General features: G+C 68.1%; 31 protein-coding genes and 1 pseudogene. 19 read left to right on the top strand and 13 right to left on the bottom strand.

The annotated features are described in order from the left end of the window. Positions 1-279 precede the first annotated feature (279 nt). A complete protein-coding gene (locus HLH48_RS07410) occupies positions 280-2229 on the top strand; it encodes a S9 family peptidase (RefSeq protein WP_182996851.1) in 1950 nt (649 codons plus the stop codon). Between the two features lie 110 nt (positions 2230-2339). On the opposite strand, the gene HLH48_RS07405 is transcribed toward HLH48_RS07410, so the two are convergent. Next, the gene (locus HLH48_RS07405; RefSeq protein ID WP_246387094.1) at positions 2340-3710 is read right to left on the bottom strand and encodes an ATP-binding protein; all 1371 of its coding nucleotides are present in this window, start codon (positions 3708-3710) and stop codon (positions 2340-2342) included. Between the two features lie 285 nt (positions 3711-3995). On the opposite strand from HLH48_RS07405, the gene HLH48_RS07400 reads away from it, so the two are divergent. The 7 genes from HLH48_RS07400 to HLH48_RS07370 all read left to right on the top strand — a co-directional run bounded on the left by HLH48_RS07400 (position 3996) and on the right by HLH48_RS07370 (position 7729). Further along, complete coding sequence (locus tag HLH48_RS07400; RefSeq protein WP_246387091.1) at positions 3996-4580, top strand: sigma-70 family RNA polymerase sigma factor; 585 nt, start codon at positions 3996-3998, stop codon at positions 4578-4580. After that, on the top strand, positions 4577-5086 hold the full coding sequence (locus HLH48_RS07395) for a hypothetical protein (protein WP_182996849.1): 510 nt from the start codon (positions 4577-4579) through the stop codon (positions 5084-5086). Before HLH48_RS07400 ends, HLH48_RS07395 begins: the two co-directional genes overlap by 4 nt. After that, positions 5086-5538: a periplasmic heavy metal sensor gene (locus HLH48_RS07390; RefSeq protein WP_182996848.1), complete on the top strand. Its 453-nt coding sequence runs from the start codon at positions 5086-5088 to the stop codon at positions 5536-5538. The genes HLH48_RS07395 and HLH48_RS07390 overlap by 1 nt, the downstream gene beginning before the upstream one ends. Before the next feature lie 117 nt (positions 5539-5655). After that, positions 5656-6183: a glycine zipper family protein gene (locus HLH48_RS07385; RefSeq protein ID WP_182996847.1), complete on the top strand. Its 528-nt coding sequence runs from the start codon at positions 5656-5658 to the stop codon at positions 6181-6183. A gap of 72 nt (positions 6184-6255) precedes the next feature. After that, positions 6256-6615, top strand: coding sequence for an EF-hand domain-containing protein (locus tag HLH48_RS07380; protein ID WP_182996846.1), 360 nt, complete (start codon positions 6256-6258; stop codon positions 6613-6615). Positions 6616-6665: 50 nt separating this feature from the next. Continuing rightward, positions 6666-7040, top strand: coding sequence for a hypothetical protein (locus tag HLH48_RS07375; protein WP_182996845.1), 375 nt, complete (start codon positions 6666-6668; stop codon positions 7038-7040). Beyond that, positions 7037-7729, top strand: coding sequence for a DUF4410 domain-containing protein (locus HLH48_RS07370; protein WP_182996844.1), 693 nt, complete (start codon positions 7037-7039; stop codon positions 7727-7729). The genes HLH48_RS07375 and HLH48_RS07370 overlap by 4 nt, the downstream gene beginning before the upstream one ends. Positions 7730-7761: 32 nt before the next feature. On the opposite strand, the gene HLH48_RS07365 is transcribed toward HLH48_RS07370, so the two are convergent. Both HLH48_RS07365 and HLH48_RS07360 read right to left on the bottom strand, forming a co-directional pair. Further along, positions 7762-8163 (bottom strand): cupin domain-containing protein, encoded by a 402-nt coding sequence (locus HLH48_RS07365; RefSeq protein WP_182996843.1) that lies wholly within the window; start codon positions 8161-8163, stop codon positions 7762-7764. A gap of 85 nt (positions 8164-8248) precedes the next feature. Then, positions 8249-9268: a zinc-binding alcohol dehydrogenase family protein gene (locus HLH48_RS07360; protein ID WP_182996842.1), complete on the bottom strand. Its 1020-nt coding sequence runs from the start codon at positions 9266-9268 to the stop codon at positions 8249-8251. Between the two features lie 100 nt (positions 9269-9368). Between HLH48_RS07360 and HLH48_RS07355 the strand changes: the two genes are divergently transcribed. The 3 genes from HLH48_RS07355 to acuI all read left to right on the top strand — a co-directional run bounded on the left by HLH48_RS07355 (position 9369) and on the right by acuI (position 11519). After that, on the top strand, positions 9369-9755 hold the full coding sequence (locus tag HLH48_RS07355; RefSeq protein WP_182996841.1) for a winged helix-turn-helix transcriptional regulator: 387 nt from the start codon (positions 9369-9371) through the stop codon (positions 9753-9755). Between the two features lie 76 nt (positions 9756-9831). After that, positions 9832-10464 (top strand): acrylate utilization transcriptional regulator AcuR, encoded by a 633-nt coding sequence (acuR, locus tag HLH48_RS07350; protein WP_182996840.1) that lies wholly within the window; start codon positions 9832-9834, stop codon positions 10462-10464. A 53-nt stretch (positions 10465-10517) separates the two neighbouring features. Then, a complete protein-coding gene (gene acuI, locus HLH48_RS07345) occupies positions 10518-11519 on the top strand; it encodes an acrylyl-CoA reductase (NADPH) (RefSeq protein ID WP_182996839.1) in 1002 nt (333 codons plus the stop codon). Positions 11520-11596: 77 nt separating this feature from the next. Here the strand turns inward: acuI and HLH48_RS07340 are convergent, their stop codons facing one another. Further along, positions 11597-12346 (bottom strand): sulfotransferase family protein, encoded by a 750-nt coding sequence (locus tag HLH48_RS07340; RefSeq protein ID WP_182996838.1) that lies wholly within the window; start codon positions 12344-12346, stop codon positions 11597-11599. 503 nt (positions 12347-12849) lie between these two features. Between HLH48_RS07340 and HLH48_RS23765 the strand changes: the two are divergent. After that, positions 12850-13056, top strand: a pseudogene (locus HLH48_RS23765) (aldo/keto reductase); the annotation flags it as partial. Positions 13057-13289: 233 nt separating this feature from the next. Here the strand turns inward: HLH48_RS23765 and HLH48_RS07330 are convergent. Beyond that, complete coding sequence (locus HLH48_RS07330; protein WP_182996836.1) at positions 13290-14222, bottom strand: NADP-dependent oxidoreductase; 933 nt, start codon at positions 14220-14222, stop codon at positions 13290-13292. A gap of 11 nt (positions 14223-14233) precedes the next feature. Between HLH48_RS07330 and HLH48_RS07325 the strand changes: the two genes are divergently transcribed. Next, positions 14234-14656, top strand: coding sequence for a TetR/AcrR family transcriptional regulator (locus HLH48_RS07325; protein ID WP_182996835.1), 423 nt, complete (start codon positions 14234-14236; stop codon positions 14654-14656). A gap of 45 nt (positions 14657-14701) precedes the next feature. Here the strand turns inward: HLH48_RS07325 and HLH48_RS07320 are convergent, their stop codons facing one another. From HLH48_RS07320 to HLH48_RS07310, 3 genes are all read right to left on the bottom strand, one after another. Further along, positions 14702-16150 carry a sugar porter family MFS transporter gene (locus HLH48_RS07320; RefSeq protein WP_182996834.1) on the bottom strand — a complete coding sequence of 483 codons (1449 nt, stop codon included), beginning with the start codon at positions 16148-16150 and terminating at the stop codon, positions 14702-14704. Positions 16151-16243: 93 nt separating this feature from the next. Beyond that, positions 16244-17665, bottom strand: a complete 1422-nt coding sequence (locus HLH48_RS07315) for a protein adenylyltransferase SelO (RefSeq protein ID WP_182996833.1) — start codon at positions 17663-17665, stop codon at positions 16244-16246. Positions 17666-17717: 52 nt separating this feature from the next. Continuing rightward, entirely contained in the window at positions 17718-18767 is a 1050-nt protein-coding gene (locus tag HLH48_RS07310) for an enoyl-CoA hydratase/isomerase family protein (protein WP_182996832.1), read from the bottom strand. A gap of 106 nt (positions 18768-18873) precedes the next feature. Here HLH48_RS07310 and HLH48_RS07305 point away from each other — a divergent pair, with 106 nt between their 5' ends. Then, a complete protein-coding gene (locus tag HLH48_RS07305) occupies positions 18874-19371 on the top strand; it encodes a flavin reductase (RefSeq protein ID WP_182996831.1) in 498 nt (165 codons plus the stop codon). Between the two features lie 24 nt (positions 19372-19395). Continuing rightward, positions 19396-19521: a hypothetical protein gene (locus tag HLH48_RS23535; RefSeq protein WP_264812748.1), complete on the top strand. Its 126-nt coding sequence runs from the start codon at positions 19396-19398 to the stop codon at positions 19519-19521. A 21-nt stretch (positions 19522-19542) separates the two neighbouring features. Here HLH48_RS23535 and HLH48_RS07300 read toward each other — a convergent pair whose 3' ends face one another. From HLH48_RS07300 to HLH48_RS07290, 3 genes are read right to left on the bottom strand one after another with little or no spacing between them, the layout of a single operon-like run. Beyond that, positions 19543-20346: a metal ABC transporter permease gene (locus tag HLH48_RS07300; RefSeq protein ID WP_182996907.1), complete on the bottom strand. Its 804-nt coding sequence runs from the start codon at positions 20344-20346 to the stop codon at positions 19543-19545. A gap of 2 nt (positions 20347-20348) precedes the next feature. Further along, positions 20349-21158 carry a metal ABC transporter ATP-binding protein gene (locus tag HLH48_RS07295; RefSeq protein ID WP_182996830.1) on the bottom strand — a complete coding sequence of 270 codons (810 nt, stop codon included), beginning with the start codon at positions 21156-21158 and terminating at the stop codon, positions 20349-20351. Further along, positions 21155-22075: a metal ABC transporter solute-binding protein, Zn/Mn family gene (locus HLH48_RS07290; protein ID WP_264812745.1), complete on the bottom strand. Its 921-nt coding sequence runs from the start codon at positions 22073-22075 to the stop codon at positions 21155-21157. The genes HLH48_RS07295 and HLH48_RS07290 overlap by 4 nt, the downstream gene beginning before the upstream one ends. A gap of 154 nt (positions 22076-22229) precedes the next feature. Between HLH48_RS07290 and HLH48_RS07285 the strand changes: the two genes are divergently transcribed. The 4 genes from HLH48_RS07285 to HLH48_RS07270 all read left to right on the top strand — a co-directional run bounded on the left by HLH48_RS07285 (position 22230) and on the right by HLH48_RS07270 (position 25027). Further along, complete coding sequence (locus tag HLH48_RS07285; RefSeq protein ID WP_182996829.1) at positions 22230-22721, top strand: transcriptional repressor; 492 nt, start codon at positions 22230-22232, stop codon at positions 22719-22721. Positions 22722-22797: 76 nt separating this feature from the next. Beyond that, the gene (locus HLH48_RS07280; protein ID WP_246387088.1) at positions 22798-23493 is read left to right on the top strand and encodes a hypothetical protein; all 696 of its coding nucleotides are present in this window, start codon (positions 22798-22800) and stop codon (positions 23491-23493) included. 21 nt (positions 23494-23514) lie between these two features. Beyond that, positions 23515-24513 (top strand): asparaginase, encoded by a 999-nt coding sequence (locus HLH48_RS07275; RefSeq protein ID WP_182996827.1) that lies wholly within the window; start codon positions 23515-23517, stop codon positions 24511-24513. A 7-nt stretch (positions 24514-24520) separates the two neighbouring features. Further along, positions 24521-25027 (top strand): peptide deformylase, encoded by a 507-nt coding sequence (locus HLH48_RS07270; RefSeq protein WP_182996826.1) that lies wholly within the window; start codon positions 24521-24523, stop codon positions 25025-25027. A gap of 39 nt (positions 25028-25066) precedes the next feature. On the opposite strand, the gene HLH48_RS07265 is transcribed toward HLH48_RS07270, so the two are convergent. Together HLH48_RS07265 and HLH48_RS07260 are read right to left on the bottom strand one after the other, a co-directional pair. Further along, positions 25067-25384 (bottom strand): hypothetical protein, encoded by a 318-nt coding sequence (locus HLH48_RS07265; RefSeq protein ID WP_182996825.1) that lies wholly within the window; start codon positions 25382-25384, stop codon positions 25067-25069. 134 nt (positions 25385-25518) lie between these two features. After that, entirely contained in the window at positions 25519-26484 is a 966-nt protein-coding gene (locus HLH48_RS07260) for a nucleoside hydrolase (RefSeq protein WP_182996824.1), read from the bottom strand. Positions 26485-26590 lie beyond the last annotated feature (106 nt).

Genomic DNA, 26590 nt, shown 5'->3' with positions numbered 1-26590 from the left:
GGAGCAGCGGACCGAACCCGTCCAATAGGAAAGCCAAGGGGGTGAGGAACCGTCTGGTCGGCGCGCTGTCAAGTCAAGAGGCGGAATGGCCGCCCCGCCGGCAGATCCTCCCTTCATGTCCCCGCCCGCCCGGGCTACCCTGCCGGCCGCTGAAGAGACGGAGAATTCCGTGGCCGACCTGATCCTGATCGCGTGCGCTTCCGGGGCAGGGCATCCGCGCCGCGCCCCACCTGGCGCCCGATCAAGACACGATCCGCCCACCCGGGACAGGAGCCCCGCATGACCGACCCCGCCATCCGCCCCTACGGCACCTGGCCCTCGCCCGTGACGACAGCGCTCGTCGCCGGAAAGACCCTCGGGCTGGGCAACGTGCAGGCCGACGGCGAGGCAGTCTACTGGCTGGAAACCCGCCCCGCCGAGGCCGGACGCACCGTGCTGGTCCGCTGGACGGCAGCCGGCGGCATCAGCGACGTCACACCGCCCCCGTTCGATATCGGCACCCGCGCCCACGAATATGGCGGCGGCGCCTATGTCGCGGCGGCCGGCCGCATCGCCTTCAGCCACCGGCCGGACGGCAGCGTCTGGATCGTCCCCCCGGGCAGGGCCCCACGCGTACTCTGCACGGTCCCCGGCCTGCGCTTCGCCGATTTCGCCTTCTCGCCCGACGGCGCGACCCTGTTCTGCGTGCGCGAGGACCATCGCGCACCCGGCGAGCCCACCTCCACCCTGGTCGCCTTCGCCACCGACGGCGATGCCGACCCGGCGACCCAGCCCGGCCAGGTGCTGGTCTCCGGCCCCGATTTCGTCAGCTCCCCCCGCCCGTCGCCCGACGGCGCCTGGCTGGCCTGGATCGAATGGGACCATCCCGCCATGCCGTGGGACGCCACGCGCCTGCGGCTGGCCGGGCTGACCACGCGCGACGGCCACACCGCGCTGGCCGATCTCCGGACGCTGGCGGAAGGCGACGCCTCGGTCATCGAGCCGTCCTGGGCCGGCCCCGCGACGCTGCTGGCCGCCTCCGACCGCGACGGCTGGTGGAACCTGCTCCGCTGGACGGTGCCCGACGGCGCGGCGGAGGCCATCGCGCCGATGCAGGCCGAAATCGGCCTGCCGCACTGGGTCTTCGGCCAGCGCAGCTACCTTCCGCTGCCCGACGGCACCATCCTGGCCATCGCCATCGAAGACGGCGCGCCCCGCACCCTGCACCTCACCGGCCCGGTCGCCCGCCCGGTGGCGCTGGGCCACCCCGCGCAATGCCCGTCGCTCCTGGCCGACGGGTCATTCGCCTGGCTCGACACCCCGCCGGACGACGCCCCCGCCATACGGCTCGGCCGCATGAACGCGCCGTCGCGGGTGCTGCGCGCCGCCGCCACGCTCGATCTCGCCCCGGGCGACATCGCCCGCGCCGAGACCATCCGCTTTCCCCTGCCCGACGGGCGGCACACCGGCCACGCCTTCTTCTATCCCCCCGCCAACAGCCGCTTCCAGGGCCCGGCGGACGAAAGACCGCCGCTGATCGTCATGGCCCATGGCGGGCCGACCGGCCGCGCCGGCAGCGCCTTCGCCTACAAGGTGCAGTGGTGGACCAGCCGGGGCTTCGCGGTGGTCGACGTCAATTATCGCGGCTCGACCGGCTTCGGCCGCGCCTATCGCCGCGAACTGGAAGGGCAGTGGGGCATCGCGGACGTGGAGGACTGCATCGCCGCCTGCCGCCACCTGATCGAAACCGGCCGCGTCGACCCCGCCCGCATCGCCATTCGCGGCAGCAGCGCCGGCGGCCTGACCGTCCTGCTGGCCCTCGCGAACTCCGACCTGTTCGCCGCCGGCGCCAGCCTCTACGGCGTCACCGACCTGCGCGCCCTGGCGCAGGAAACCCACAAATTCGAATCCCGCTATCTCGACAGCCTGGTCGGCCTGTGGCCCGCGGCCGAGGCCACCTACCTCGTCCGCTCCCCCCTGACCCGGGCCGACGCCATCCGCACCCCGGTCCTGTTCCTGCACGGCCTCGCCGACGCCGTGGTCCCCCCCGCGCAGGCCCGGGCCATGGCCGACGCCCTGGCCGCCAACCGCATCCCCCACGCCCATTACACCTTCGAAGGCGAAGCCCACGGCTTCCGGCGCGAGGAAACGGTTCGCCGCGCGCTGGAACTGGAACTGGATTTCTACGGCCGGATCTTCGGCTTTACCGTCCCCGACGTGCAGGAACGGGTGGTTCTGGCAGAGGAGTAGGCATCGATGCCCTACATCAACGCTGCGCCGCGCATGAGATCGCATGGGTGCCGTTCTTTCCGCCCGGCGACGCCTGAAAGACGGCCGCGACCCTCGCCCGTCATCATCCCTCACGCGCCCGATCGCGCCGGGGCGATGGACATCGCGCCACCGCCTGCCGCGCGCGGCAGCACGATGCGCACGATCAGGCCGGAGGGATGCGCGTCGCGCAGGTCCAGTTGCCCCTGATGCCGGCGAACGATCTCGGCGACGATCGGCAGGCCGAGGCCCAGATGCCCGTCGCCCCCGGCGCGATCCGGAACGTTCCGCGCCTCTCCCAGCAATACCGCCCGCCGCTGGCGTGAAGACATCCCCGGCCCATCGTCGCTCACCTCCAGAACCACCGCGCACTCGTCCTCGCGCAAGGCGACGGAGACGTTATGCGCATGGCGGCATCCGTTCTCGATCAGGTTGCCGAGCACCCGCGTCATGGCCAATGGCTGGCAGCGCAGCAGGATCGGATATCCGGTCAGGGTCCGCACCGCGCGGTCCACCGCCACGAAATCGGCGCTCACCTCCCGCGCGAGGGCCACGAGGTCCACGACCTGCCAGTCTTCCGTTTCGTCATAGCCCCGGAACAGCGACATGGCATTGTCCAGCATGCGCTTCATCAGGCCGATATCGCGTTTCATGCCTTCCCGGCGCAGATATTCGTCACCCATTTCCACCCGCAGGGCCAGGCGCGTCAGCGGCGTGCGCAGGTCATGCGCGACACCCATCAAGGCACGGATCCGCACTTCGCTGGATCGGGCAAGACGCTCCTGAAGCACGTTGAAGGCGCGCATGACGCCCCGGACCTCCGCTGGCCCGGCCTCCGCGATCGGCGCGGGCCGGTCCTGCGCTTCGTACTGCGATACGGCATCCGCCAGCAGCCCCAGCGGACGACGGACGGACCATGCCGACCACAGCAGCAGCACGGCGATGGCGGCGGCGATCGTGCCGATCCACAGCATGATCGGCAACGTCGCCAGCATCATGCCCGGCCCGCCGACACGGGCATAATTGCGGACCAGAAACGTCACCTTCGGGTCGTCGAAGCGGGCAAGGGTGAATCCCGGCCGCCAGGCATCGCTCGCGCAGTTCATGACCAGGGGGGCCGGCATGGCCTGCATCTCCAGAGCATGGAGCGCATGCCGCAGGGTCCGCGTCGCGAAACCTTCCGTCTCCGGCGGACACGGCACATCGGCATTCAACACGACGATCAGGTCGGGCGAAGACAGCGCCGACGCGATGGCGGCCTGGTCCGGCACCGGAACCGCCGCGATCGCGCGCAGCGTGGTGCCGATGCCGATGGCATCGGGCCACGGACCGGGCGGCGGCATCGGCTCCTCCGCGCGCAGCGTCAGGAACGCCGCCGCCGCGATTGCCAGCATGACGGCGGAACTGCCGCCGAGCAGAAGCGTCATCTGCCCGCGCAGCGATCCCGGTCGGGGGAATCTCATGCGGACCATTCCGGTCTTGTCGCGCCACGGACCACCGAGGCAGGATGAGCATCTGTCATGCCCCTGTTACGGTCCGCACGGCACGTCCCCCCGCCTCGGGAGCAGAAAAAAAATCGCCGAAGAATTTTACACCACGATCCCGGGGGGATGGCCGCATGCCCGCCGTATCATCTCCGACAGCGGACACGGCGGAATGGCATGACAGGATGGCGCTTCAGAAGGGTGATCGGCGCGCAGCGCGCCGAATACGCGTCGCCGAACCCCGGACGGACAGGGTACCGGTCGATGGCGGATGAGCGACGGCGCTACGGCGAGGCATCCGATGACGACCTCCTGCGCTGGTCGGGCATGGGCGACCGCGACGCGTTCGACCAGATCGTGCTGCGGCACGGCCCGTACGCCCTGCGCACGGCCACCCGCCTGACCCGCGATATCGAGGCGGCGGAAGATCTGGTGCAGGACGCGTTCGTGCGGGCATGGCGCCACGCGCCCGATTTCGACGGTTCGCGCGCCCGGTTCACCACCTGGCTCTATCGGGTCATCGTCAATCTCAGCATCGATCTCGCCCGCAGGAAACGGCCGGAGCCACTGCCCGAGGGGTTCGACATGACCGACGACGGACCGTCCGCCGAAAGCCGCCTGGAGGCGGCGCAGGAACGCCATGCGCTGGTCGATGCGCTCCAGGCGGTACCGCCCAGGCAACGCGCGGCGATGGCGCTGGTCTATGACGAAGGCCTGTCCGGCGCGGAAGCGGCGCGCCGGATGGGTCTTTCGGCCAAGGCGGTGGAACGGCTGCTCGCGCGCGGACGCGCGCTGCTGAAGGAAACGCTGGCCAGGAACGGACACACGCAGGGGAGGCACCGCACATGATGACGCAGAAACGATTCCTCTTCCTGGCGGAGAGCTACGGCGCCGACCTGTCCCGCTGGCCCCCGGCCGATCGCGGACCGGCGGAAGCGCTGCTCGCACAGTCTCCGCAGGCGCATGCCGTCTTGCGGGAGCAGCAGGACGTGGATGCCGCCATCGCCCGAGCGTTCGACGCCCAGGACGCCGAGCTTCAAGCCCGGAGCGCGCATGAAGACCCGCAGGCCGCCCTGGCGCGCCTGCGCGCGGGCGTGGCCGGGCGGATCGCCGGGCAGGGCGCGAAAACGCGCCTGCCGCGCGGATGGCGGCACATCATGTCCCGCCGGTCGGCGGCCTACCCCGCCTGGGCGGCAATGGCGGGCGGCCTCCTCGTCTTCCGCCGCGCGGGACTGGTCCTCGGCTGCGCCTGCGCGGTAACGGCCGGCCTGTGGCTGGGATGGATGCAATCGTCCGGCGGGGCGGGCGACCCGCTCAACATGTTCCTCGTGATTCCAGTGAGTGGTGGCGGCTGATGATCTTTTTCGATGCGAACGGCCGGGCGCGCCGGTGGCTTGTGGTCGGCTCGCTGCTGCTGAACCTCTTTCTCGTCGCGGTCGTCGGCGGTCAATATCTGCGCCATCGCCAGGGGAACGCGCCCGTTCTCATGCGCGTGCTGCAACATATGACCTCCCGGCTCGACGCGCGGGACGCGGAGGCATTCCGCACGGTGCTGCGCCAGGAAGCGCCACGCTACGCCCAGGCACAGGAAAACCTCGCCCGCGCCCGCGCGGAAATCGACCGTCAGTTGCTGGCGCCCCATTTCGATCCGGAAGCGACCCGCGCCGCCATGCAACAATGGCGCGCCGCGTGGAATGTCTTCGTCGGCACGTTCAGCGACGCCCTGGTCGAAGCCCTGGGCCGCCTGTCCCCACAGGGCCGCCGCGCGCTGGTCGATGCCGCACCGCACCAGAAACCGGATCTCTGACGATTATCCAAGCTGATTTTTAAAGACCCATTCCGGGGGGCACCGATCCGTCGTCCGTAGAACGCATGGTCGCCGGAGCGACCGTCGTTCTCCCTCCGTTCCGATGGGTCAGGCTTCATGCTGCCAGGACAATTCTTCTTCCGCGCGTCACGCTTCCTTCGCGGTCGAACCGCGATCCCCGCGTTCGGCGCCCTCACACTCGCCGCCTGCGCGCCACCCGCTCCGGTCGCGCCCAGCTTCACGATCATGCCGCGTCCCGGCGAAAGTTTCGCGATGTTCCAGCGGAACGACGCCCAATGCCGTCTCTATGCACAGATGCAGACAGGCGAAACGCCGTCCCAGAGCGCCGCGTCGAGCGGCCTGAAAAGCGCCGTCCTGGGCACCGGCATCGGCGCCGCGTCGGGTGCCCTGCTCGGCAGCGTGGCCGGCGACGCGGGCAACGGCGCGGCGATCGGGGCAGGCAGCGGCCTGCTGCTGGGGTCGGTCATCGGGGCGGGCCGGGCGCGGCAGACCGGCCAGGCGCTCCAGCGCCGGTATGACGGCGCATATGCCCAATGCATGGTCGGCCATGGCGAGCAATTGCCGCCCCCACCGATGGTCTACGGCCCGCCGGCCCTGCTGTACCCGGTACCGGTCGGTCCGTAAAAAATACCGTCCCCCCCGTCGTATTCCGATTCCCCGTCCGTAACAGCAGCGGACAACCGAACGGAGATCAGCATGTCCGATGCTTTCAGAAACCTGGCGACCAGGATCGGCGCATTCGCTCTCCTGTCGCCGCTCATCCTGGGCGTGGCCGGACCGGCGCTCAGCGACAGGGTTTTCGCGCAGGACGGTTCCGAGGGCCGCCGCATGGCCGGCTTCCAGGCCGCCGACACGAATCATGACGGCCATGTCTCGCGGGATGAATTCGAATCGTTCGCCAGGGCCCGGATGGCGTCGGCCGGCGGCATGCGCGCCGCCATGTTCAGCCGGCTCTCGCCCGAGGACCAGAAGGCACGGCTCGACGAAAAATTCAGCCAGATGGATGAAGGCGGCAAGGGATACCTGACGCCCGACGACTGGCACCCGCAATCCTGATGAAAACTCCCGACGAAAACAAGAGAAATCCAGAATATCGGAGGCAGGCAATGCCCAAACTCTCTCATGCGCTGGGCGGTGCGATCGGCATCGTGGCATCCATCGCGCTCGCCGCCCCGGCCGGGGCGGGAACGACAGCCGTCTGGGGGCCGCATGGCGGCGTGGCCGCGGTGCATACGCCCGGCCCCTATGGCCGCCCCTTTGTCGGTCCGTGCTGCTACGTCTCCTGGCGCGGGGCAGGCGCCGTCGCGGCCGGCGTCGCGGCGGGTGCCGCGATCGGCGCGGCGGCGCGTCCCTATCCGTATCCCTATCCTTACGGTTATCCATATTCGGTCTATGTCGCACCGAGGCCGGTCGTCTATCCACCCGCGGTCCTCGTCGCGCCCGCGCCGGTCTATATGTATCCGGCGCGCCCGACACCATGACGCCCCGTCGCATATGGGGCGCCGCGGCACGCCTCCCGGCGCCCGGCGCACTGCTGTTCCTCGCATCGTGCGCCGGCGCCCAGGTCCAGCACCCCGTCACCGTGACCGACAGCCAGCCTGTCGCTCCGGTCGCGGTCAGGGTGACGACCAGCCAGCCCCGGACGACGCAGAATGCGCGGCGCCTGGATCGCACCATGCAGGCCCTGGCCGCCGGTCTGGCGAAAAGCCTGGAAAAGGCCCATATCGTCGCCTATCCCGCCGATCCGTCGGAACCCACGCCACACCCCAACGGCAGCGACCTTGCGCTGGTGGTCGATATCGGCACGCTCCAGTCCGGCAATGCCTGGGAGCGCGAACTGGTCGGTTTCGGAACGGGCAAGAGCCGCCTGCGCTCCCACGTCGTCCTGTATGACGAACGCGGCGCACAGGCGACCAGCCTTCTGGATTTTACCGTCAAGGCCGACAGCGGTTCCATGCCCGGCGTCATCGTCAGCGCCTGGAACCCGATCGGCTTCGGCATCCACAGCGCGCACGCCATCGCCAGGGAGGCATTGAGCGACGGCCACGAGGACGCCGACAGGACGGCCGGCGCCATCGTCGGGAAAATGACGGAATATTACCGGACAAACCGATGGCTGCCGCCCGAGGAGGCACAGGGCGAAACCGCCGGCCAGGAGACTGCCGAATGATCGGGGATGCCGGGCGTCACGCCGTCATATCCTCATATCCTCGCAATGAATTCGGCGGCGGACCCATCGTCCGGATCGACGAAGGTTATGTCGTCCTCCGCCCGGCGCGGCGTGTCGATGGCCAGGAACACCACGGGGTCGCGCACGATGCGCGGCAGGGCATGGACGGCGCGCCGGGGGAAGACGAGCAGATGGCCCGGCGCGAAGGCCGCCTCGTTCGCCGGGTCGTCGATCCAGAACGTGCCCTCGCCGGCAAGCACATGCAGGATCTCGTCGCATTGCGTATGATAATGGGCCGGTACGCCGCGATAGACACGAAAGACCCGGATGCTGCGCGACGCGGAATCCGTCAGATACGTGTCCAGCAGCATCGTGTCGGCCGCGTCCGGAAACGCCGCCGCGATGGCGCCGAGGTCGAAGCGGCCGCCGCTCATGCGCCCGTCTTCCCGCCGGTCTTCCCGCCGGCCGCACACCGGCACCGCGCCTTATCCGATGATATCCCGTCCATGTCGGTCCTCCTCACGCCCCGAAGCCGGCGAGTACGATCTTCCCCTTCGCCCGCCCGCTTTCGATCAGCGCGTGCGCACGCCGCAGGTTGCCCGCATTGATCGGGCCCATGTTTTCGCCCAGCGTCGTGCGGATGCGCCCGCGATCCACCAGCGCCGCGATCTCGTTCAGCACCACGCCCTGTTCGGCCATGTCCGCCGTTTCGAACATGGAGCGCGTGAACATGAGTTCCCAATGCAGCGACAGGCTCTTGCGTTTGAGCGGCAGCGCATCGAGTTCGTCCGGATCGTCGGTCAGCCCGAAACGTCCCTGCGGCGCCAGCAACGTCACGATATCGGCATAATGCCGGCAGGTCTGCGTGGTGGAGAACACGAAGCCGGGCGCCCCCGTCGGCAGGCGCGCCACCTGGTCGGCGAGGCCGTTCCGATGATCGATCACATGATGCGCGCCCAGGGCGCGGACCCATTCCCGCGTCTCGGAGCGCGACGCCGTGGCAATGACCGCGAGGTCCGTCAGCGCGCGGGCAAGCTGGATCGCGATCGACCCGACGCCCCCCGCGCCGCCGACGATCAGCAGCGACGGCACGGTCCCGGCGACGGGCCGGCGGAGTTCGAGCCGGTCGAACATCATCTCCCACGCCGTGATCGCGGTCAGCGGCAGCGCGGCGGCCTGCGCCCAGTCCAGCGATGCCGGCTTGCGGCCCACGATCCGCTCGTCGACCAGGTGGAACTGGGCATTCGTCCCCGAACGCTGCAACGCGCCGGCATAGAAGACGTCGTCCCCCACCGCGAAGTGACGGACATCCGGCCCCGTCGCCTTCACGATTCCCGCGGCGTCCCAGCCGAGCACCCGCCATTGGCCGGGTTCGGGCACGGCGCTCCTCCGCACCTTGGTATCCACGGGATTGACCGAAACCGCCCGGATCTCGACCAGGAGATCCCGGCCGCCCGGCACGGGTTCGGGAAGTTCGATGTCCTGCAACGCATCGGGGTCGTCGATCGGCAGGGGGGATTGATAACCAACGGCACGCATGATGTCCGCTCCATCGTTGAACGGCACAAATGTGAGGCGCTATGCTCCCCACGCGCAAGAACGCACATAAAACGCTCATAGTATCGGAAATGATACCGTCATGCCCCGTATCCGTCACAAACGGCTGGATTGCAGCCCCGGTTGCGCCGTGGAAGCGACGCTCGAACTGATCGACGGGAAGTGGAAAGGCGTGATCCTTTTCCATCTCCTGCACGGAACGATGCGCTTCAACGCCCTCCGCAAGCGCCTGCCCACCGTCACCCAGCGCATGCTCACGGCACAATTGCGCGAACTGGAACAGGACGGCTTCGTCCTGCGGACGGTCTACGCCGAAGTGCCGCCGAAAGTGGAATACAGCCTGACCGAACGCGGCCGGACTCTGGAACCCGTCATCACGGCGCTGAAACAGTGGGGCGATACCCATACCCGCTTCGGAACGGACACCCAGCGCGAGACGGAGCCGGAGGCCGCGCCCGCCGGCGGATGACCGCTGACGACGATGTGAACGTCCCGCCCGGAAAACGGCGCGCAATTTACCAGACGATCGGTCTACAAAACCCTCCATGACATCCGTGGCTCAACACCGCCGCCGTGGCCGCCCGCCGAAATCGGAAGACGGCTATTCCGAGACCCGGCAGACCCTGATCCGGGAAGGCGTCGCGGCGCTGACCGAAAAGGGCTTCGTGGCCTCCGGGCTGGAGGAACTGCTGGCGCGGGCGCAGGTGCCCAAAGGGTCGTTCTATTACTATTTTCCGAGCAAGGAGGCATTCGGCCTCGTCCTGATCGAAGCCTATGCCGCCTATTTCAATACGAAACTGGCGCGCTGGCTGAAGGACGACAGCGCGCCCCCCGCCGAAAGGCTGCGACACTTCATCGCGGACGCCTGCCGGGGGATGGAGCGGCACGGCTTCCGGCGCGGGTGCCTGGTCGGCACTCTCGGGCAGGAACTGGGCGCCCTGCCCGATACCTACCGGACGGCGCTCCGCGATGTCCTGACGGGATGGGAAGACCGGCTGACGGCCTGCCTCCTGCCGATCGATCCCACCCGCGCGCGGGCCTGGGCGCGCTTCTTCTGGACGGGGTGGGAGGGCGCGGTGCTGCGCGCGCGCCTCGAACGCAGCACGGCCCCGCTCCGGGCCTTCGAGGATGGATTCCTGACCCTGATCGCGGCGGAACACACATCCCCGCCACGATAAGCCGCTTTTCTCCGTCATTTCATAAACGATCGGTCCAATCCGGGAGACCCTTCATGGATACGCAGTTCCAGGCTCTGTTGATCGAAAAGGACGCATCCGGCGCACAGCATGTCGCCCTGCGCCGGATGACGGAGGACGCACTGCCGGAAGGCGACGTGACGGTGCGGGTCGAATGGTCGACCCTGAATTACAAGGACGCCCTGGCGATCACCGGCCGGGGGCCGATCGTCCGTCGCTTCCCCATGGTTCCGGGCATCGATTTCGCGGGCACCGTCACGCAATCGGACGATCCCGCCCTGTCGCCCGGCGATCGGGTCGTCCTGAACGGCTGGGGCGTGGGCGAGTCGCATTGGGGCGGACTGGCGGGCAGGGCACGCGTGCGGGGCGACTGGCTGGTGCCGCTGCCCGCCGGCCTCTCGACGCGCCAGGCGATGGCCATCGGAACGGCCGGCTACACCGCCATGCTCTGCGTCATGGCGCTGGAGCGCGAAGGCGTTCATCCCGAAAGCGAGCCGATCGTGGTCTCCGGCGCCTCGGGCGGCGTGGGCAGCATCGCGCTGATGCTGCTGTCCAGGCTCGGCTACACGGTCGAGGCGATCACCGGCCGACCGCGGGAAGGCACGTATCTGGAAGCATTGGGCGCCGCCGCGATCCTGCCGCGCGATGCGTTCACCAACGTCGGAAAGCCGCTGGAGCGCGCGCGCTGGGCGGGCGCGGTCGATGTCGCCGGCGGCCGGGTCCTGGCCAATCTGTGCGCGGGCATGATGCCGGGCGGCGTGGTGACGGCCTGCGGCCTGGCAGGCGGCATGGATTTCCCCGCCACGGTGGCCCCGTTCATCCTGCGCGGCGTGTCGCTGATCGGAATCGACAGCGTCCAATGCCCCCGCGACCGGCGCATGACCGCCTGGAACCGCCTGGCCGAGCTGATCGATCCCCAGCGCCTGGACCTGATGACGCGGCAGATCGCCCTCGCCGAAGTCCCCGATACCGCCCGCGCGCTGCTCGACGGCACAACGCATGGGCGCGTCATCGTCACGATGGCGCAGGACGGCTGACCGCGCTCGGCAACATGCTCGTCGATCGCAAGAAAGCATGCGGACCCTTTCCCGAAGGGCCGGCAGGGCGCCAACGGTCAGGCGGCTCCCTCAAGGATACGGCAATGGTCATAGAGGCGCCGATCGAAACGGGTCAGATTCGCATAGAACGACCAGACGCGCGGGTCATCCAGGTCGGGGCCGCCCTGTATCCTGGCCTGGTTGGTTCTGGGCACCGGCACGGGCAACGCCCCCCAGCCGGCGGATTGCAGCACGGCCGACAGAGTGTCTTCGACGCGCTCGCACAGCCCGACATGGTCCAGCGACGCCAACCCGGCGATCGCATCACGGTAATCGCTTTCCCGCAAAGGCCGGTCGCGCCGACCGGCGAGGTACCGCGTCTGGCAATTGTCGAAAAAATGCGCGGCCAGCTCGTTCCGGCGGAAAATATAGCCAAGCTTGTCGACGTCATCGAGATCCGTCCCATACAGCGCCCTGAACAGGCGGCACTCGCCCGGCGAATATCCTCTCCAGGACACCATCCGCGACGGCGCTCCGAATGACTTGACCCATTTTATATGAGACACCGTCTGCGCGATCGGCTCTCTCAGGATGGTGAAGGTGAACCAGTTTCGCCCTTTGGTCAGATGCCGCATATCGTCCAGATACACATGCCCCGACGCATAATCGACATCGACCGATCCCTCGGCGATCATCGCTTTCAACGCGGGCTTGCTTTCCAGATGCGCCACACTGTCCGCAAGGCCCGACATCAGGACATTGACGGAAGACCCGGCAGTTTTCGGAATATGCAGCATGAAGATCGGCCGCGCGCCCCGACGGCGCAAGGACGGCCCGCCCCGGTCATCCCGCCGGGCAGGCGGCCTATCCGTTCTTCCGCCACGCAGGCCCGGCCCTTTCATCCCCATCGCCGCGACCATGCAAGAGCGCAAGGCCATCCCGGCCATATGGAATGGTTGATAAAAATGGATCATTCAGTATGCTTTTTTGCAGATGACATCATGCAATATGCATGAACAGAACGATCATATCCCATTCAAGCGGGCCAGAGCGTCTCCATTCGTATCGAATAGCCACATGATATTGCGAAAATGAAATATAATAGGCAAATGACCGGATGACGCCGTGTCCCCCACAGTCCCTGCCGTCATAAGTCAACGTCCTCTTGGATCGTGTCCGATCTCGCTGGATTCTGAGACGCCAGTGCGGGGATGCCAAGCCATAGCCAAGTCGAAGGCGCTGATGCTCAACGGTGGTTTGAACAGTCACAACGACCAATTGGATTCGAATGTCCCCGCGATAGCACTCGGTACATGCGGCCCTTGCCGCCGAGCCCGGTCGCGAACCATCAGATGTGGCAGTGGCTTGGCTGTTGCATCAACCCGCCGTCACGGCACCTGTCATCGGTCCGAGAACGACGGATCAACTCCGGCAATGCTTTCGCGCTTCGGATCTGAAATTGGATCGACACATATTGGAAAAATTGGATCTTCTGTCCCCGGAGCATAAATCAGCACCAGAGGATTATGCCTGGTAATGAACTTAATATTTACGCAACGCAGAATTGACATCCGCTCGGATTCCACGGTACCGCTCCATACGAAAGGTCACCGTATATCCATCGATATCTGGCAATCCAAAGCCGATCAGGCGGTGTTGAAGACGCTGGCAGCCTCTGCGCCGATCGGAGCTTTCATGCGACGCGACTTCCACTCTATCGACGATTACCACAACATGAATCCGTTCGACGCACTACCCGGCCAGAATATGTTAATGCCCCCGCCGCGCGCGGGAAGATGCCGATGGATCGATCGCAAACACCAGCTTGCCGTGCGCACGCCCGCTCATGCTGGTCGCGACCGCATCCCGCCAATCCTCCCAGGTGAAGATGCGCGCGATCGGAATCGTAAACCGTCCCTCGGCGGCCAGCCGGGCATACTCCGCGAGCACGTCATACCGATGGACCACGCCCTTCTCCCGTCCCGTGGTACGAACGCCTATCCCGCCTTCGTCGAAATCGCTGAAACTCATGACACGCCCTGGATCGCCGTCCACGATCCTGACCAGATCAGGCAGCACGCCTTCGACCCGCGCGGTATGCAGGACGAAATCCGGCGCAGCGCCGGCCATGTCGCGGACACGCTCGACCATACCGTCGCCATAGGGCGTCACCCGCGCGCCAAGTCCCCGCAATCGCGCAGCAAAGGTCTCGCCGGCGGTGGCGATGACATGCGCGCCACGCAGCAGCGCGATCTGGACGGCGGCGAAGCCGGTCATCGTCCCGCCACCATTCACGACCAGCGTCTGGCCCGCGCTCAATCCCAGAAGGTCGATGCTCCGCGTCGCGGTCTCAACCGCCATGGGCAGCGTCGCGGCATGCAGCAGGTCCAGCCCCTCGGGCACGGCAACCCACACTTTCAGGACCGCATGTTCGGCGGCCCCCGCGGTGTCGAAGGCGATATAATCCGGCACGCCGAAGACGCGATCGCCGATGGCATCGACGATCCCCGATACGTCGAACCCGATGCCGCGGGGCGGCGGCAGGGGAATGAACCCCCCGCACACCGCCCAATCCGCCGGATTGAACGCGCAGGCATGGACGCGAACCCGAATTTGTCCCGGCGCCGGGATCGGAACGGGCACGACATCGACCTGGAGCACGTCAAGCGGTTCGCCGTAGCGCCGGGCGCGGAGAGCGCGCATCTCGGCAGGCTTTGCATGCGGCGGACATCGCGGCGGAGGCCGGCGTCACCCAACGCACCTTCTTCCGGCATTTCCCCGACAAGCGAGAGGTACTGTTCGGCGGCGAGGATGTGTTCATCGCGGCGCTCACCAATGCCGTGTCCGACGCCCCGGCCGCGCTCCGTCCGTGGGAGGTCCTGCTGCGCGCCTGTCGGTCGGTCGAACCCCTGTTCGTCGAGAACCGCGCTTTGTCGGCATCCCGCCGGGTCATCATCGCAGCCCACCCCACGCTCCAGGAGCGCGCGGAGACGAAGACCCGCGCCGTCATGGCGGCCCTGACGGCCGCCCTGCGCGCGCGGCATCGCGGATCGCACGGCCGGTCTCCTCGCCCAACTGGCCATGACGGCCATGGGTCACGCGGTCGACGCCAGACCCCGGGAGGTCGGACGGCGTAAGCATCCGCGCGGATCGCCCCCGCTATGGGGGCGCCGCCCCGACGCCTACCGCTCCACGATGGCGGTCTGCCCCCGGCGCGGGCGAAAGCGCCCTTCCTGCAACGCCTTCTCGATATCCTCCAGCGAGGCCCCGCGCGTTTCCGGCACCAGGAAATAGACGAACAGCACCGACGCCAGGTTGACCCCGGCATAGAACCACATCGTCCCCCCCAGCGAGATCGTCTGCACCAGCGTCAGCGCCGTGCTGGTCACCAGCAGGTTGCTGCCCCACAGCGTGGCCGCATGCAGGCTGGTCGCGGTGCCGCGCATCGGCAGCGGGAACATCTCGGCCCCCAGCAGCCAGCCGACGACCTGGATGCCGCCCGAATTGAACATCATGAACAGCAGCAGGAAGACGATGGTCATCCAGCTTCCGACACTGCCCTTGTCGGGATGCATCATGAACATCAGCCCCAGCCCGATCAGGCTGAGCACCGACCCCGGCCCCATGATCAGCATCAGCCGCCGGCGCCCGATACGATCGACGACCAGCGATCCTGTCAGCGTCATCACCAGATACACGATCGCGACCCCCACGCTGGCCAGCAGCGCCGCCGAATGGCCGAATCCGGCATCCGACAGGAAGGTGGGCGCATAATAGATCATCATCTCCAGCCCGCCGCACTGGGTGAAGAAGGCAACGCCGAACGCCGCGACCAGGGCCGGCCGCACCCAGGGCTGCGACAGGCCGCGCCACCCCCGCTGGTCGTCGGAAACGTTCGACGCCGCCGCGTGAATCTTCCCGATTTCCCTATGAATTTCGCGATGCGTGGTCCGGACCTTCGTCAGTTCGCCGATCGCCGCCTCCAGCCCCTCGTTCTCCGCCGTCCAGCGCGGGCTGCGCGGCAGGAAGAACATGGCGACGAACACGAACAGCGCCGGCCCCGCCGCGATCGCGATCATCGGCCGCCAGCCCCATGCGTCGCGCATCGCAAACCCGACGATATTGGCAAGAAAGATCCCGATCCCGATCGCCACGTTGAACAGCGTCACCAGCCGCCCGCGCTTTGACGCCGGCGCCAGTTCCGAGATGTACATCGGCACCACCTGCGTCGATCCGCCGACGCCCAGGCCCAGATAGATACGCGCGACGATCAGCATGCCGACATCGGGCGCCACCGAACACGCCACCGCCCCCGTCACGAACACGGCGGTGACGATCATGACGGTGGTGCGGCGCCCGAACCGTTCGGACAGCCAGCCGGTGCCCACCGCGCCGATCACCGCACCGGCCAGGATCGCCGAGGCGACGAGTTCCTGCTGCGTGCTGCCGAGGTGGAAATCCCGCGTAATCAGCAGCAGGGCGCCGGAAATGATACCGGTGTCGTAGCCGTAGAGGCCGCCACAGATGGCGGCCACGGCGGCTGCGAGCCAGAGGGTCAGCCGCGCATTATCCGAAATCTCGTATTCGGACACATGCGCCAGGCTGGTGGGTTGCGGCGAGAAATTCTGCATTCCTGTCGTCCTTTTCGGAAAAATCTGCCCAGGACCGCCCATGCTCCGCGGGCACCCCGGATGGCCATGCCGGTCTTCTCCCGAACCGCGCCGTCATCGGGCGGCAGGCGAGAGGGCAGCCTTCATCTCCCGGATCGACGCGAGCGTGTCATCGAGCATGCTCCAGTCGTCCCGGTCGGCGATCGGCTGCCATATCCGCTCCACCGCATCGATCAGCAGGGTGCAGGGAGCGGATCGGGAAAAATACGGACTGGAAAGGTCCAGATCCGCTCGCGGAGAATAGGCATCGATCCGCTGCCGCAGCGGCTCGAATTCCGCACCCGCATAAAAACGGGCATTGGGTCCGTCCAGGGCCCGACGCCCGCTCTGTGATCCACCATACCAGTCGAAGAACAAATTTTCAAATCCAATTCCCGATCGTTCCAGAAACGCCCATGTCTCCTTCGCCAGATCACGATCGTCATTTCTGGAAAGTGAAGACAAACCAAGCCGTTTCACGATGACCCCGTTCATCTCCATTTCATAACGATCCGGGAAATCGTCGAAGATCTTCTGAAGCTCTTCGATTTCCGCCAGCGGGATCAGGCATTCCGCCAGCCGTGCCAGGGTCCACAGCACGGCCTCGGGCTGCCGCCCGAACGCATACAGGCCGGACCGGTCGAAATAGGCGGCGATGAAGGCGGGATCGTAGCGCGGCAGGAAGCGCCACGGGCCATAATCGAAACTCTCGCCGGTGATGTTGATATTGTCCGTGTTCAGCACGCCATGCACGAATCCCGCCCCCATCCACTGCGCCGCCAGACGTGCCACGCGGGTGCAGACGATGTCGTACAGCGACACCGCCGCACGGCCCCCGCCATGGCGGTCGGGGAAGTAGGTGGCCATCACATAATCGACCAGCCGCGCCAGGCTGGCCTGGTCTTCCAGCGCGGCAAGGCGCTGGAAGGTTCCCACGCGGATATGCGAATGGCTCAGCCGCGCCAGCACGCACGACCGGGTGGGCGAGGGCTCGTCCCCCCGGTGCAACGCCTCGCCGGTCTCGATCACGCTCAGCGTCCGCGAGGTACTCACGCCCTGCGCGTCCAGCATCTCGCTGGCCAGGATCTCGCGCACGCCGCCCTTCAGGGTCAGCCGCCCGTCTCCGCCGCGCGACCACGGCGTGCGGCCGCTGCCCTTGGTGCCGATATCCAGCAGCCTGCCGTCGCGCGCGTCGCGCATCTGCGCGAACAGAAAGCCCCGCCCATCGCCCAGGTCGGGATTGTACTGGCGGAACTGGTGGCCGTGATACCGCAGCGCCAGCGGCGTCGGCAGCCCGCCGGGCAGCGGCACGAAGCGCCCCAGATGATCGACCCACTCGGTGTCGGTCAGCGTATCCAGCCCGATCCGCGCCGCCGCATCCTGGTTGCGGAAGCGCAGGATATGCGCGGGAAAGCGCGCCGCCTCGACGGGGTCATAGAACGCATCCCCCAGCGTCAGATGCGCGCGGGCGGGGTGATAGGCTGCGGAAAACGGCATGGATCAGAAACCTGCGATCGAAAGAGGGGGCAAAGCACGAAACGGCGGCGGGTCACACGGGTTCGGGAAAGACCGGCAGGTCCAGCGTATCGGCGCGCGGCATGAAGCAGGCCTCGGCGGCCGCCTCGCCCGCGCCTTCCTGCCAGCGCGGCGCGTCGTCCTTGTCGACGATCTTGGCCCGCACGCCCTCGATGAAGTCGTGCAGGCGGATCAGGTTGCCGATCAGGCGATATTCCTGCTCCAGCACGCTGTTCAGGTCGGGCAGGCGCCGCGCCGCATGCCAGGCGCGGAACGTGACCAGCAGCGACAGTGGCGAGGCCCGCGCCAGCGCCTCCCGGTCCTCCGCCGCCCAGGGCGCATCGCTGCGCGCCAGCCGCTCGCGCAGCGTGGCCACGTCCGGCGCGTCATAGAGCGCATTGATCGCCGTCATGTCCTCCTGGACCGCGCGGGGGGCGGCCGGGGCCAGGTCCACCACTTCCCCCGGCGGCCGGCGGGCCAGGGCGGCGGCCAGGTCCGGCAGGTCCGACGCCGCCAGCATCCGGTCGGCGAATCCCGCGACCACCGCCTGTCCCCCCTGCATCCGCCCTCCGGTCAGGGCCAGCCGCAGCCCGTACAGCCCGGGCGCGCGCGACAGCAGGTACGACCCGCCGGCGTCGGGCGTCAGCCCGATCGCCACCTCCGGCATCGCGACCACGCTGCGCTCGGTCACGATCCGATGGCGCACATGCGCCCCCAGCCCGACCCCGCCGCCCATGGTGATCCCGTCCATGAACGACACCACCGGCTTGGGATATCCCGCCAGCACCGAAACCAGCCGATATCCCGCGCGAAAGACGCGCGCCGCCGCGTCGGGCCCCTCCTCCCGCGCCAGGGCGTACAGGGCCCGCAGGTCCCCGCCCGCCGAAAACGCCCGGGGGCTGGAACTGTCGATCAGCACGGTTTCGACCGCCGGGTCGTCCCGCCAGGCCGCCAGCGCGGCGGCGATCCGGCGATAGAGCGTGATATCCAGCGCGTTCAATGCCTTGGGGCGATTGACCGTGAGCCGCCCCAGCCGCCCCTGGCGCGAGATCAGCAGCGTGTCGTCCACCGCGTCAGCCTGCATGATGATGCGTTCCTTCCGTTTCCGCCGGCGTGATACTATGCGAGAATGATTGATGATGAAGCCATCGCCCCCTAGGGGAATGGGCGAGGGCAGGAAAGGCGCGGACATGAGTGTGGATTCCCAGACCTACCGGGACGCGATGGCGCGGCTGGGTGCCGCGGTCAACGTGGTCACGACCGGCACGCTGGACGACCCGGTGGGCTTCACCGCCTCAGCCGTGTGCTCGGTCAGCGACGCCCCGCCCACCCTGCTGGTCTGCATGAACCGCGCGTCGCGCGCGCGCGCCGCCTTTCATGCCGGCAGCCCGCTCTGCATCAACGTCCTGTCCGCCGGCCAGCGCGATATTTCCGGCACCTTCGCCGGCCCGCTGGACATGTACGAACGCTTCACCGTCGGTCACTGGACGACGCTGGCCACGGGCGCCCCGGTCCTCGAGGAAGCCGTGGCCTCCTTCGACTGCACGCTCGACCGCGTGGTCGAGGTCGGCACCCACAGCGTCCTGTTCGGCGTGGTCGAGGCCATCCGCATCGGCGCGCCGGTCGGCGGGCTGGTCTATTTCAACCGCGCCTATCACATGCTGCCCCATGGCGGCCGCGAGCATTGACCGCCTGACCCGGAGTCCCACCCCATGTCCCCACGCCACCGCCTGGCCAATCCCCCCGTCATCGACGGCCGCGCGCTGCTCGTCCTGCATGCCGGGCTGGCCGTCGTCCTGGCGCTGATGGCCTGGTGGTGCTGGACCCTGCCGGCCTGAAAGCCCGGCCGGGCTCCGGCGTCAGACGGCCCGGCCTCCCGCCCCGCTCCAGGCCCTGGCGGCCAGGTAGCCGGCCGTGCTCAGCGCGCTGATCCAGAACGAGGTCGGGCAGTCGGTCCACCATGACAGCGCCAGCCCGCCCCAGCCCGCGCCGACCGCCAGCACCACCGAAAGCCCGATCCCCCAGCCCGGCGAGGCCGTCAGGCGCTGCGCCGTCGCCGCCGGCCCGACCATCAGCGCGAAGACCAGCAGCACGCCGGTAATCTGCACGCACTCCGCCGTCACCACCGCGACGATGGCCAGGAAGAGGGTGGACACCGCGCGCAACGGCACGCCCCGGGCCTCCGCCGTCTCGGGCTGCAGGCTGGCGAACAGCAGCGGCCGCGACAGCGCCGCCATGGCCAGCACGCACGCCACGCCCGGCACCAGCAGCCAGCCCAGCATCGACCGGTCCACTCCCAGCACGTTGCCGAACAGCAGCGCGGTGGCGCGGGTAGCCGACGTCGTCAGGAAATGCAGGAACAGCAACCCGCAGCCCAGCATGCAGGACAGCACCAGCCCGATTGCCACGTCGCGCCCCTGCATGGTGCCGCGTCCGCCCAGCCCCATGGCCACGCCGGCCAGCACCGTGGCGCCCGTCAGGCCCCAGAAGGGCGGCATGCCGACCAGCAGCGCGCCGGTCGCCCCCGCGAAGCCGACATGCGACAGCGCGTGCCCGGCAAAGCTCTCGCCCCGCAGCACCATGAAATAGCCGACCAGCCCCGACAGGATCGCGACGATCCCGGTCGCGGCAAAGGCATGGCGCATGAATTCGAAGGCGAACATGCTCACGACTGCACCACCCCGTCGGCGAGGACGAAGATGCGCCCGTTCGCCCGGATCACCTCGACCGGCATGCCATAGAGGGCACTCAGCACCGGCCCGGTCACCACCTCGTCCACCATGCCCAGCCGCGCCGCGCCGCGCCCCACATACAGCACCCGGTCCATCACCCCCAGCAGCGGGTTGATGTCATGGGTCGAAAACAGCACCGCGATCCCGAGCTGGCGGCGGATCGCATCCACCAGCGCCACGACCTCCCGCGCCCGATGCGGGTCCAGGCTGGCCAGCGGCTCGTCCAGCAGCAGCAGCCGGGGCCGCCCCAGCAGGGCCTGCGCCAGCAGCAGCCGCTGCCGCTCGCCGCCCGAAAGATGGTCGATCGGCCGGCGCGCCAGATGCGTGGCCCCCACCAGTTCCAGCACCCGGTCGATCTCCGCTGCGTCGTGGCGGCGATGGCGGCCGGGCCGCCAGTCGCACGGCAATCCCCACCGCTCGCCATGCAGCGCGGCGGCGATGACGCTGCGCCCGTTCAGGCGCGGTGCCGAACGGGCGGGGAATTGCGGCAGATAGCCGATATCCTGGTTGCCCCGGCCCACCCGCCGGCCAAAGACCGCGATCCGCCCGCCCGAGACCGGCGCAACCCCCAGGATCGCGCGCATCAGGCTGCTCTTGCCCGCGCCATTCGGCCCCAGCACGCCGACAAAGGCCCCGGCGGGCACCGTCAGGCTGACATCGGACAGGATCGCACGGTCGCCGACGCGCAGCGTGACATGCGCCATGCTGACCGGCGGCGGGGCAGGGGACGCATCGCCGCTCATGCCGGCCCGCCGCTCAACGCCCGGTCCAGCCGGTCCAGGATTCCGGCGATCCAGTCCTGGTACGACAGGCCCGGCGGCAGGCTCTCGCCCACGCGCAGCACCGGAATGCCGGCCTCCCGCGCCAGTTGCACCAGCCGCTCGGTCGCCGGGCCCGCCGTCTGCTCGTTCAGGATCAGCAGCCGCACCCGCCGCGCCGTCAGGTCCCGCTCGAACCCGGCAACCTCGAACGGCCCGGGGTCGGTGCCGTTCATGACCGCGCGCTGAAACGCCGCATCGTGCATCGCCAGGCCGATCTGCCCCGTCATCAGGCCGAAGATCGGCTCGGACGCGGCGACCGGCACCCCCTGATAGCGGCTCCGCAACAGGTCGATCCGCCGCTGAAGCGGCACCAGCCCGTCCAGAAACCGTTGCAGGCGCGCCTGCAACGCCGCGCGACGATCGGGGCGGATCGCCGCGCAATCCTGCGCGATCGCCGTCGCGACGGCACGCACCATCGACAGGTCGTACCAGAAATGAACATTGTCGCCATCCCGCCACCCGACCAGCGCCGCGACGTTCAGCACCGCCGGCCGGTCGGCGTCTCCGCCCTCCGTCACCAGCCGGTCGATCCATCCGTCGTACCCGCCGCCATTGGCGATCACGATCCGCGCGCTACCCAGCCGCCGCCCGTCCATCGGGCTGGCCTCGAACGCATGGGGGTCGGTGGCGGGGTTGGTCAGGATGCTGGTGACCGCCGCGTCCTCCCCCCCGACCTGGCGCGCGATATCGCCCCAGACCGCCTCGGCGGCGACAATGGCGATCGGACTGTCGGCACGGGCCGCCCCGGTGGCCGACGCCACCAGCAGGACAGCCATCAACCACGCGCGGATCACGCGCGAGCGGACGAAATGAAGGGAAAAAACAAGGTCAGCAGGCACTGGGCAGGCCGTCATCAGGAGGAATATCGGATCAACATACGTTATAATGTAACATATTTGAAGCCTTCATATAACGCGCTTTCCGGCGTATGGAAACCAGGGGGGGGCCTGCCGGCAGGCTTTCCGGACAGAGCGGGAGCATGGCGCGGCAGGCATGGCTGGGACGATTTTCGCCGAAAAGACCGAGACACGGCTGAACGCCGCCGAGCGGCTCTGCGCCGCGCACGGTTCGCGGCTGACCGATCTGCGCCGCCAGGTGCTGGGCCTGGTGCTGGAGGCCGCGCGCCCGGTCGGGGCCTACGACCTGCTGGACGGGCTGCGCGCCGACAAGAAGGGCGCGGCACCACCCACCGTCTATCGCGCGCTGGATTTCCTGCTCGAAGAGGGGCTGATCCACAAGATCGAGCGCCTGTCGGCCTTCGTGGGCTGTACCCACGCGCTCGATGGCAGCCATGCCGAGGCCGGACACCCCCACGCGGCGCAATTTCTGATCTGCACCGGCTGCGGCCAGGTGACGGAGCTGGACGATCACGGCATCCTGCACGCCCTGATCCACGCCACACGGCAGATCGGTTTCATGGTGCGCCATTCGACCGTCGAGGCCGAAGGACTGTGCGCCGCCTGCCTCGGCGGCGCGGCGCTATAAGACACGGCTGAGGACTATGGTAAAAAACGGCTACAGGGCCAGGCCGACCGGCCTGGCAACCCCGGATTCAGGATGCATGATCTTCCGGATCAACGACGGGCAGGGGCACCGGCAGGCTCGGATCGCGGCCCGGAACGGCCCCCAGGCCCTGGCCCTGTTCTGGCGGCGGCGCGGCCGGCGGATCCTGGCGGAAAGCCTGCCCGACCCCGACCCCATCGTCACCCTGCGACGGAATTTCGACATGGCCCGCATCCGCCCGGATACCGCCGAACTGCCGCTGCCCGAACCCGCGTCCGCCCGTCCGTCTTCCCACCCGACTCCCCGCCGGCCCCGCGCGCCCCGCCCGGCGCGCGAGCCCGCCGACACCGGGCAGAACGACCTGTTCGCGGCACCCCCGCCTACCGCCCCGCCCCCCCGCCGGCAGGTCACGCATCTGGACGCCGAGAGCCTGCAACTGGCCCGAATCCATTATCGCGGCCTCCAGGCCTCGGACCCGGCCGACAGCTATCTGTATCACATCACCACCGAAGAGAACGCCGAAGCCATCCTGCGCGACGGCATCAGCATCAGCCGCCGCCATCCCCTGCTGCTGACCGAACGGGGCGGCGTGCCCTATTGGCTGGCCCTGCTGGCCGACGACGATGACACCGGCACGGTCGATGTCGCCGTGCTGCGCATGAAGCGCTTCATGATCGACGACCTGATCGAGGACGATCCGGATTCCACCCGCAGTTCGGGCAGCCCCGGTTACTTCCTGACCGGCAACACCTGACCCCCGAGGACGCCCCCGCCAATGGAAACAGCAATCGCCGAAGTCGAACGCGGCGGCCGCGTCGAATCCCGCCATGCCGGCACCGCCGTGGTGGTCGATGCCGACGGTAACGTGGTGTTCGCGCTGGGGGATATCGCGCGGCCGACCTATCCGCGTTCGGCGGTCAAGGCCTTCCTGGCCTTGCCCCTGGTCGAAAGCGGCGCCGCCGACCGGCTTGGCCTGGACGACGAGGCCCTGGCGCTGGCCTGCGCCTCGCATAATGGCGAGCCGGCGCACGTCACGGTCGCGGCGCGGATGCTGGAGCGGGCCGGGCGCGATGCCGCCTGCCTGGAATGCGGCACCCACTGGCCGACCAACGCCGCCGCCGCCCACGCGCTGGCCCGCGCGGGCGGCGCGCCCAACGCCCTGCACAATAATTGTTCCGGCAAGCATGCCGGCTTCGTCTGCCTGGCCTGCGACCGCGACGAGGACCTGACGGGCTATATCCACCCCACCCATCCGATCATGCGCGAGGTCACGGCGGCGCTCGCCGACGTGACGGACGCCGCCCACGGCGAGGATAATCGCGGCATCGACGGCTGCTCGATCCCGACCTACGCCATTCCGCTGCGCGCCCTGGCCCATGGCTTCGCGCGTTTCGGCACCGGCCGGGGACTGGGCCCCGAACGCGCGCGCGCGGCGGCAAGGCTGCGCGCGGCCGTGGCCCATGCCCCCTTCATGGTCGGGGGCAGCGGGCGCTTCGACACCGTGCTCATGCAGGCACTGGGCCCCGCAATCTTCAGCAAGATGGGCGCCGAGGGCATCATGGCCGCCAGCCTGCCGGAGCAGGGGCTGGGCATCGCCGTGAAATGCCATGACGGCGCCCCCCGCGCGGCCGAAGTCGCGATGGCCGCCCTGCTGATGCGCTTCCTGGGCCCGGAGGCACGCGACCATACGGTGCTGCATCAATTGGCAACCCACGATCTGCGCAACTGGAACGGCCTGACGGTGGGCCGGGTCCGCGCCGCCACCTTTATCTGACGGCAGAATGACCGCGCGCCCGATCCTCCTGTTTCCAGACCCGCATCTGCGCAGGATGGCCGAGCCGGTCACAGAATTCGATACCAAGCTTCACGCACTGGCCGCCGACATGCTCGACACGATGCGCGCCGCCCCCGGCATCGGCATCACGGCGCCACATATCGGCGTGGCGCTGCGCGTCGCGGTCCTGGACCTGCGCGACGAAACAGGCCCCCGCACCTATATCAATCCAGACATCCTATGGGCATCCGACGAAACGATCCTCCACGAGGAAGGCAGCGTCTCCATGCCGGGCGTCGTCGAACAGATCGAGCGCCCGGCCAGGGTGCGCGTGCGCTATCTTGACCTCGACGGCCGCGAACGGATCGAGGACGCCGAAGGTCTGCGCGCGATCTGCCACCAGCACGAAATCGACCAGTTGAACGGAATATTCTGGACCCAGCGCCTCTCCCCCCTGCGCCGCACCCGACTGGTCGCCCGTTATGAAAAACTCAGACGGGCCAATTCACGATAAGATCGCAGGCAAGCACCCCGCACGACAAAACGCACCCTGTCAGAGATCGATAGGTTCGAATTGTGCGAACATATCGCGGCTTTCTGGCAGCTCATGCAGGGGCACATAGTCGCAAACGGCCGCATAGCGTTCCCACATCGCCAGAACATCCGGATGGGCATGGGCCGTCTGAAGGGCGCCTTCCTGCCACTCGAAGATTTCGACGATGATCCCCTCCCGGGAGCGCATGGCCAGCGTCGGGCGATCCGTGGCAAGCCCAAGGCGGCGAAGTGCCGGCACATGATTGCGGGTCAGTTCCAGAAGCTTCTGTTCCTGACCGGGCTTTGGCCGATAGGCTACAATCACCACATCACCCATTCGGGCCTCCCTCTTCACAAATGAAGTAAAAGATGTTGATCCGTCCAGGGGAATCGTGTGTTTCTAGCAAAAGGCTCCCGACCGAATTAAATTTTTCAAAAAAGAACCGATTTTTCCCGATCCCGATCAAACCCTCACACGATAAACGTATCCGCATACAACGCCAGCACACCGGCCACATCGACATCCACCGCAACCGCGCATGGCGGCGCCGCGTCCCAGGCCGGTGCCGGCGGCCCAGGCATACCGACCGGCTTCTGGATCGTCTGGCCGTCTGCCAGCCCCCCGCACACCACCCGGACCGGCCCGCGCCGCAGGGTGAACAGATGCGGCGCCAGAACCTGGATCACCGCCAGGCTGTCATGGGCGAAGATACCGGCCAGTCCGCGCGACTGCTCGTGAAACCCCTGATAAAAACGCGACACGGCGCGCAGGAACGCCCCGTCCGGCCCGCCTTGTTCGCCCAGCCGGTCCAGATAGGCGGCATCCATCACCACCTGTTGCGTCACGTCCAGCCCCAGGATCGTGACCTTCCACCGCGCAGTCATCACCAGATCCGCCGCCTCGGGGTCCGACAGGATATTGGCTTCGGCCACCGGCGACATATTGCCGCTATAGCCATGGGTGCCGAACGCGCCACCCATCAGGCTGACCCCGGCCACCAGCCCGGCAATGGCCGGATCATGCCGCAACGCCAGAGCCAGGTTAGTCAGCGGCCCGACGGCGATCAGCGTGACCTCATGCGGGTGGGCGCGCACCAGATCGACGATCACCTGCCAGCCCGGGCGCGGATCGACCGTGCGCGCCAGATGCGCCGGCGGCGTCAGGTCGCCCAGCCCGCCCGCCCCATGCACATGCGGCGCCCCGGCCCCTCCCGGCCGCGCCAGCGGCGTGGCCGCGCCCCTGCCGACCGGCACATCCAGCCCCAGTCGCTCGACCAGCCACAGCGCATTGCGCGTGACGGTCCCGACATCCAGGTTGCCATGTACCGTGGTCACGGCCAGCAGGTCGAATTCCGGCCGCCGCGTCAGGAAATACAACGCCATCGCGTCGTCCACACCGGGGTCCGTGTCGAAGATGACTTTGTGGCGGTGGGTCATGGGAAGATCCTCGGAGGGCGAAGAGATGTTCTTTTTTGAAAAAAGAACCAAAAAACCTTGATTCGTTCAGGGACATCGTCCGTCCCCAGCACACGGCACCTGACCG

The organism is Gluconacetobacter sacchari (genome assembly GCF_014174255.1).
GTDB classification, from domain to species: domain Bacteria; phylum Pseudomonadota; class Alphaproteobacteria; order Acetobacterales; family Acetobacteraceae; genus Gluconacetobacter; species Gluconacetobacter sacchari.
The sequence above is the reverse complement of the archived record's forward strand: the minus strand, read 5'-3'. Positions and strand labels throughout refer to the sequence as shown.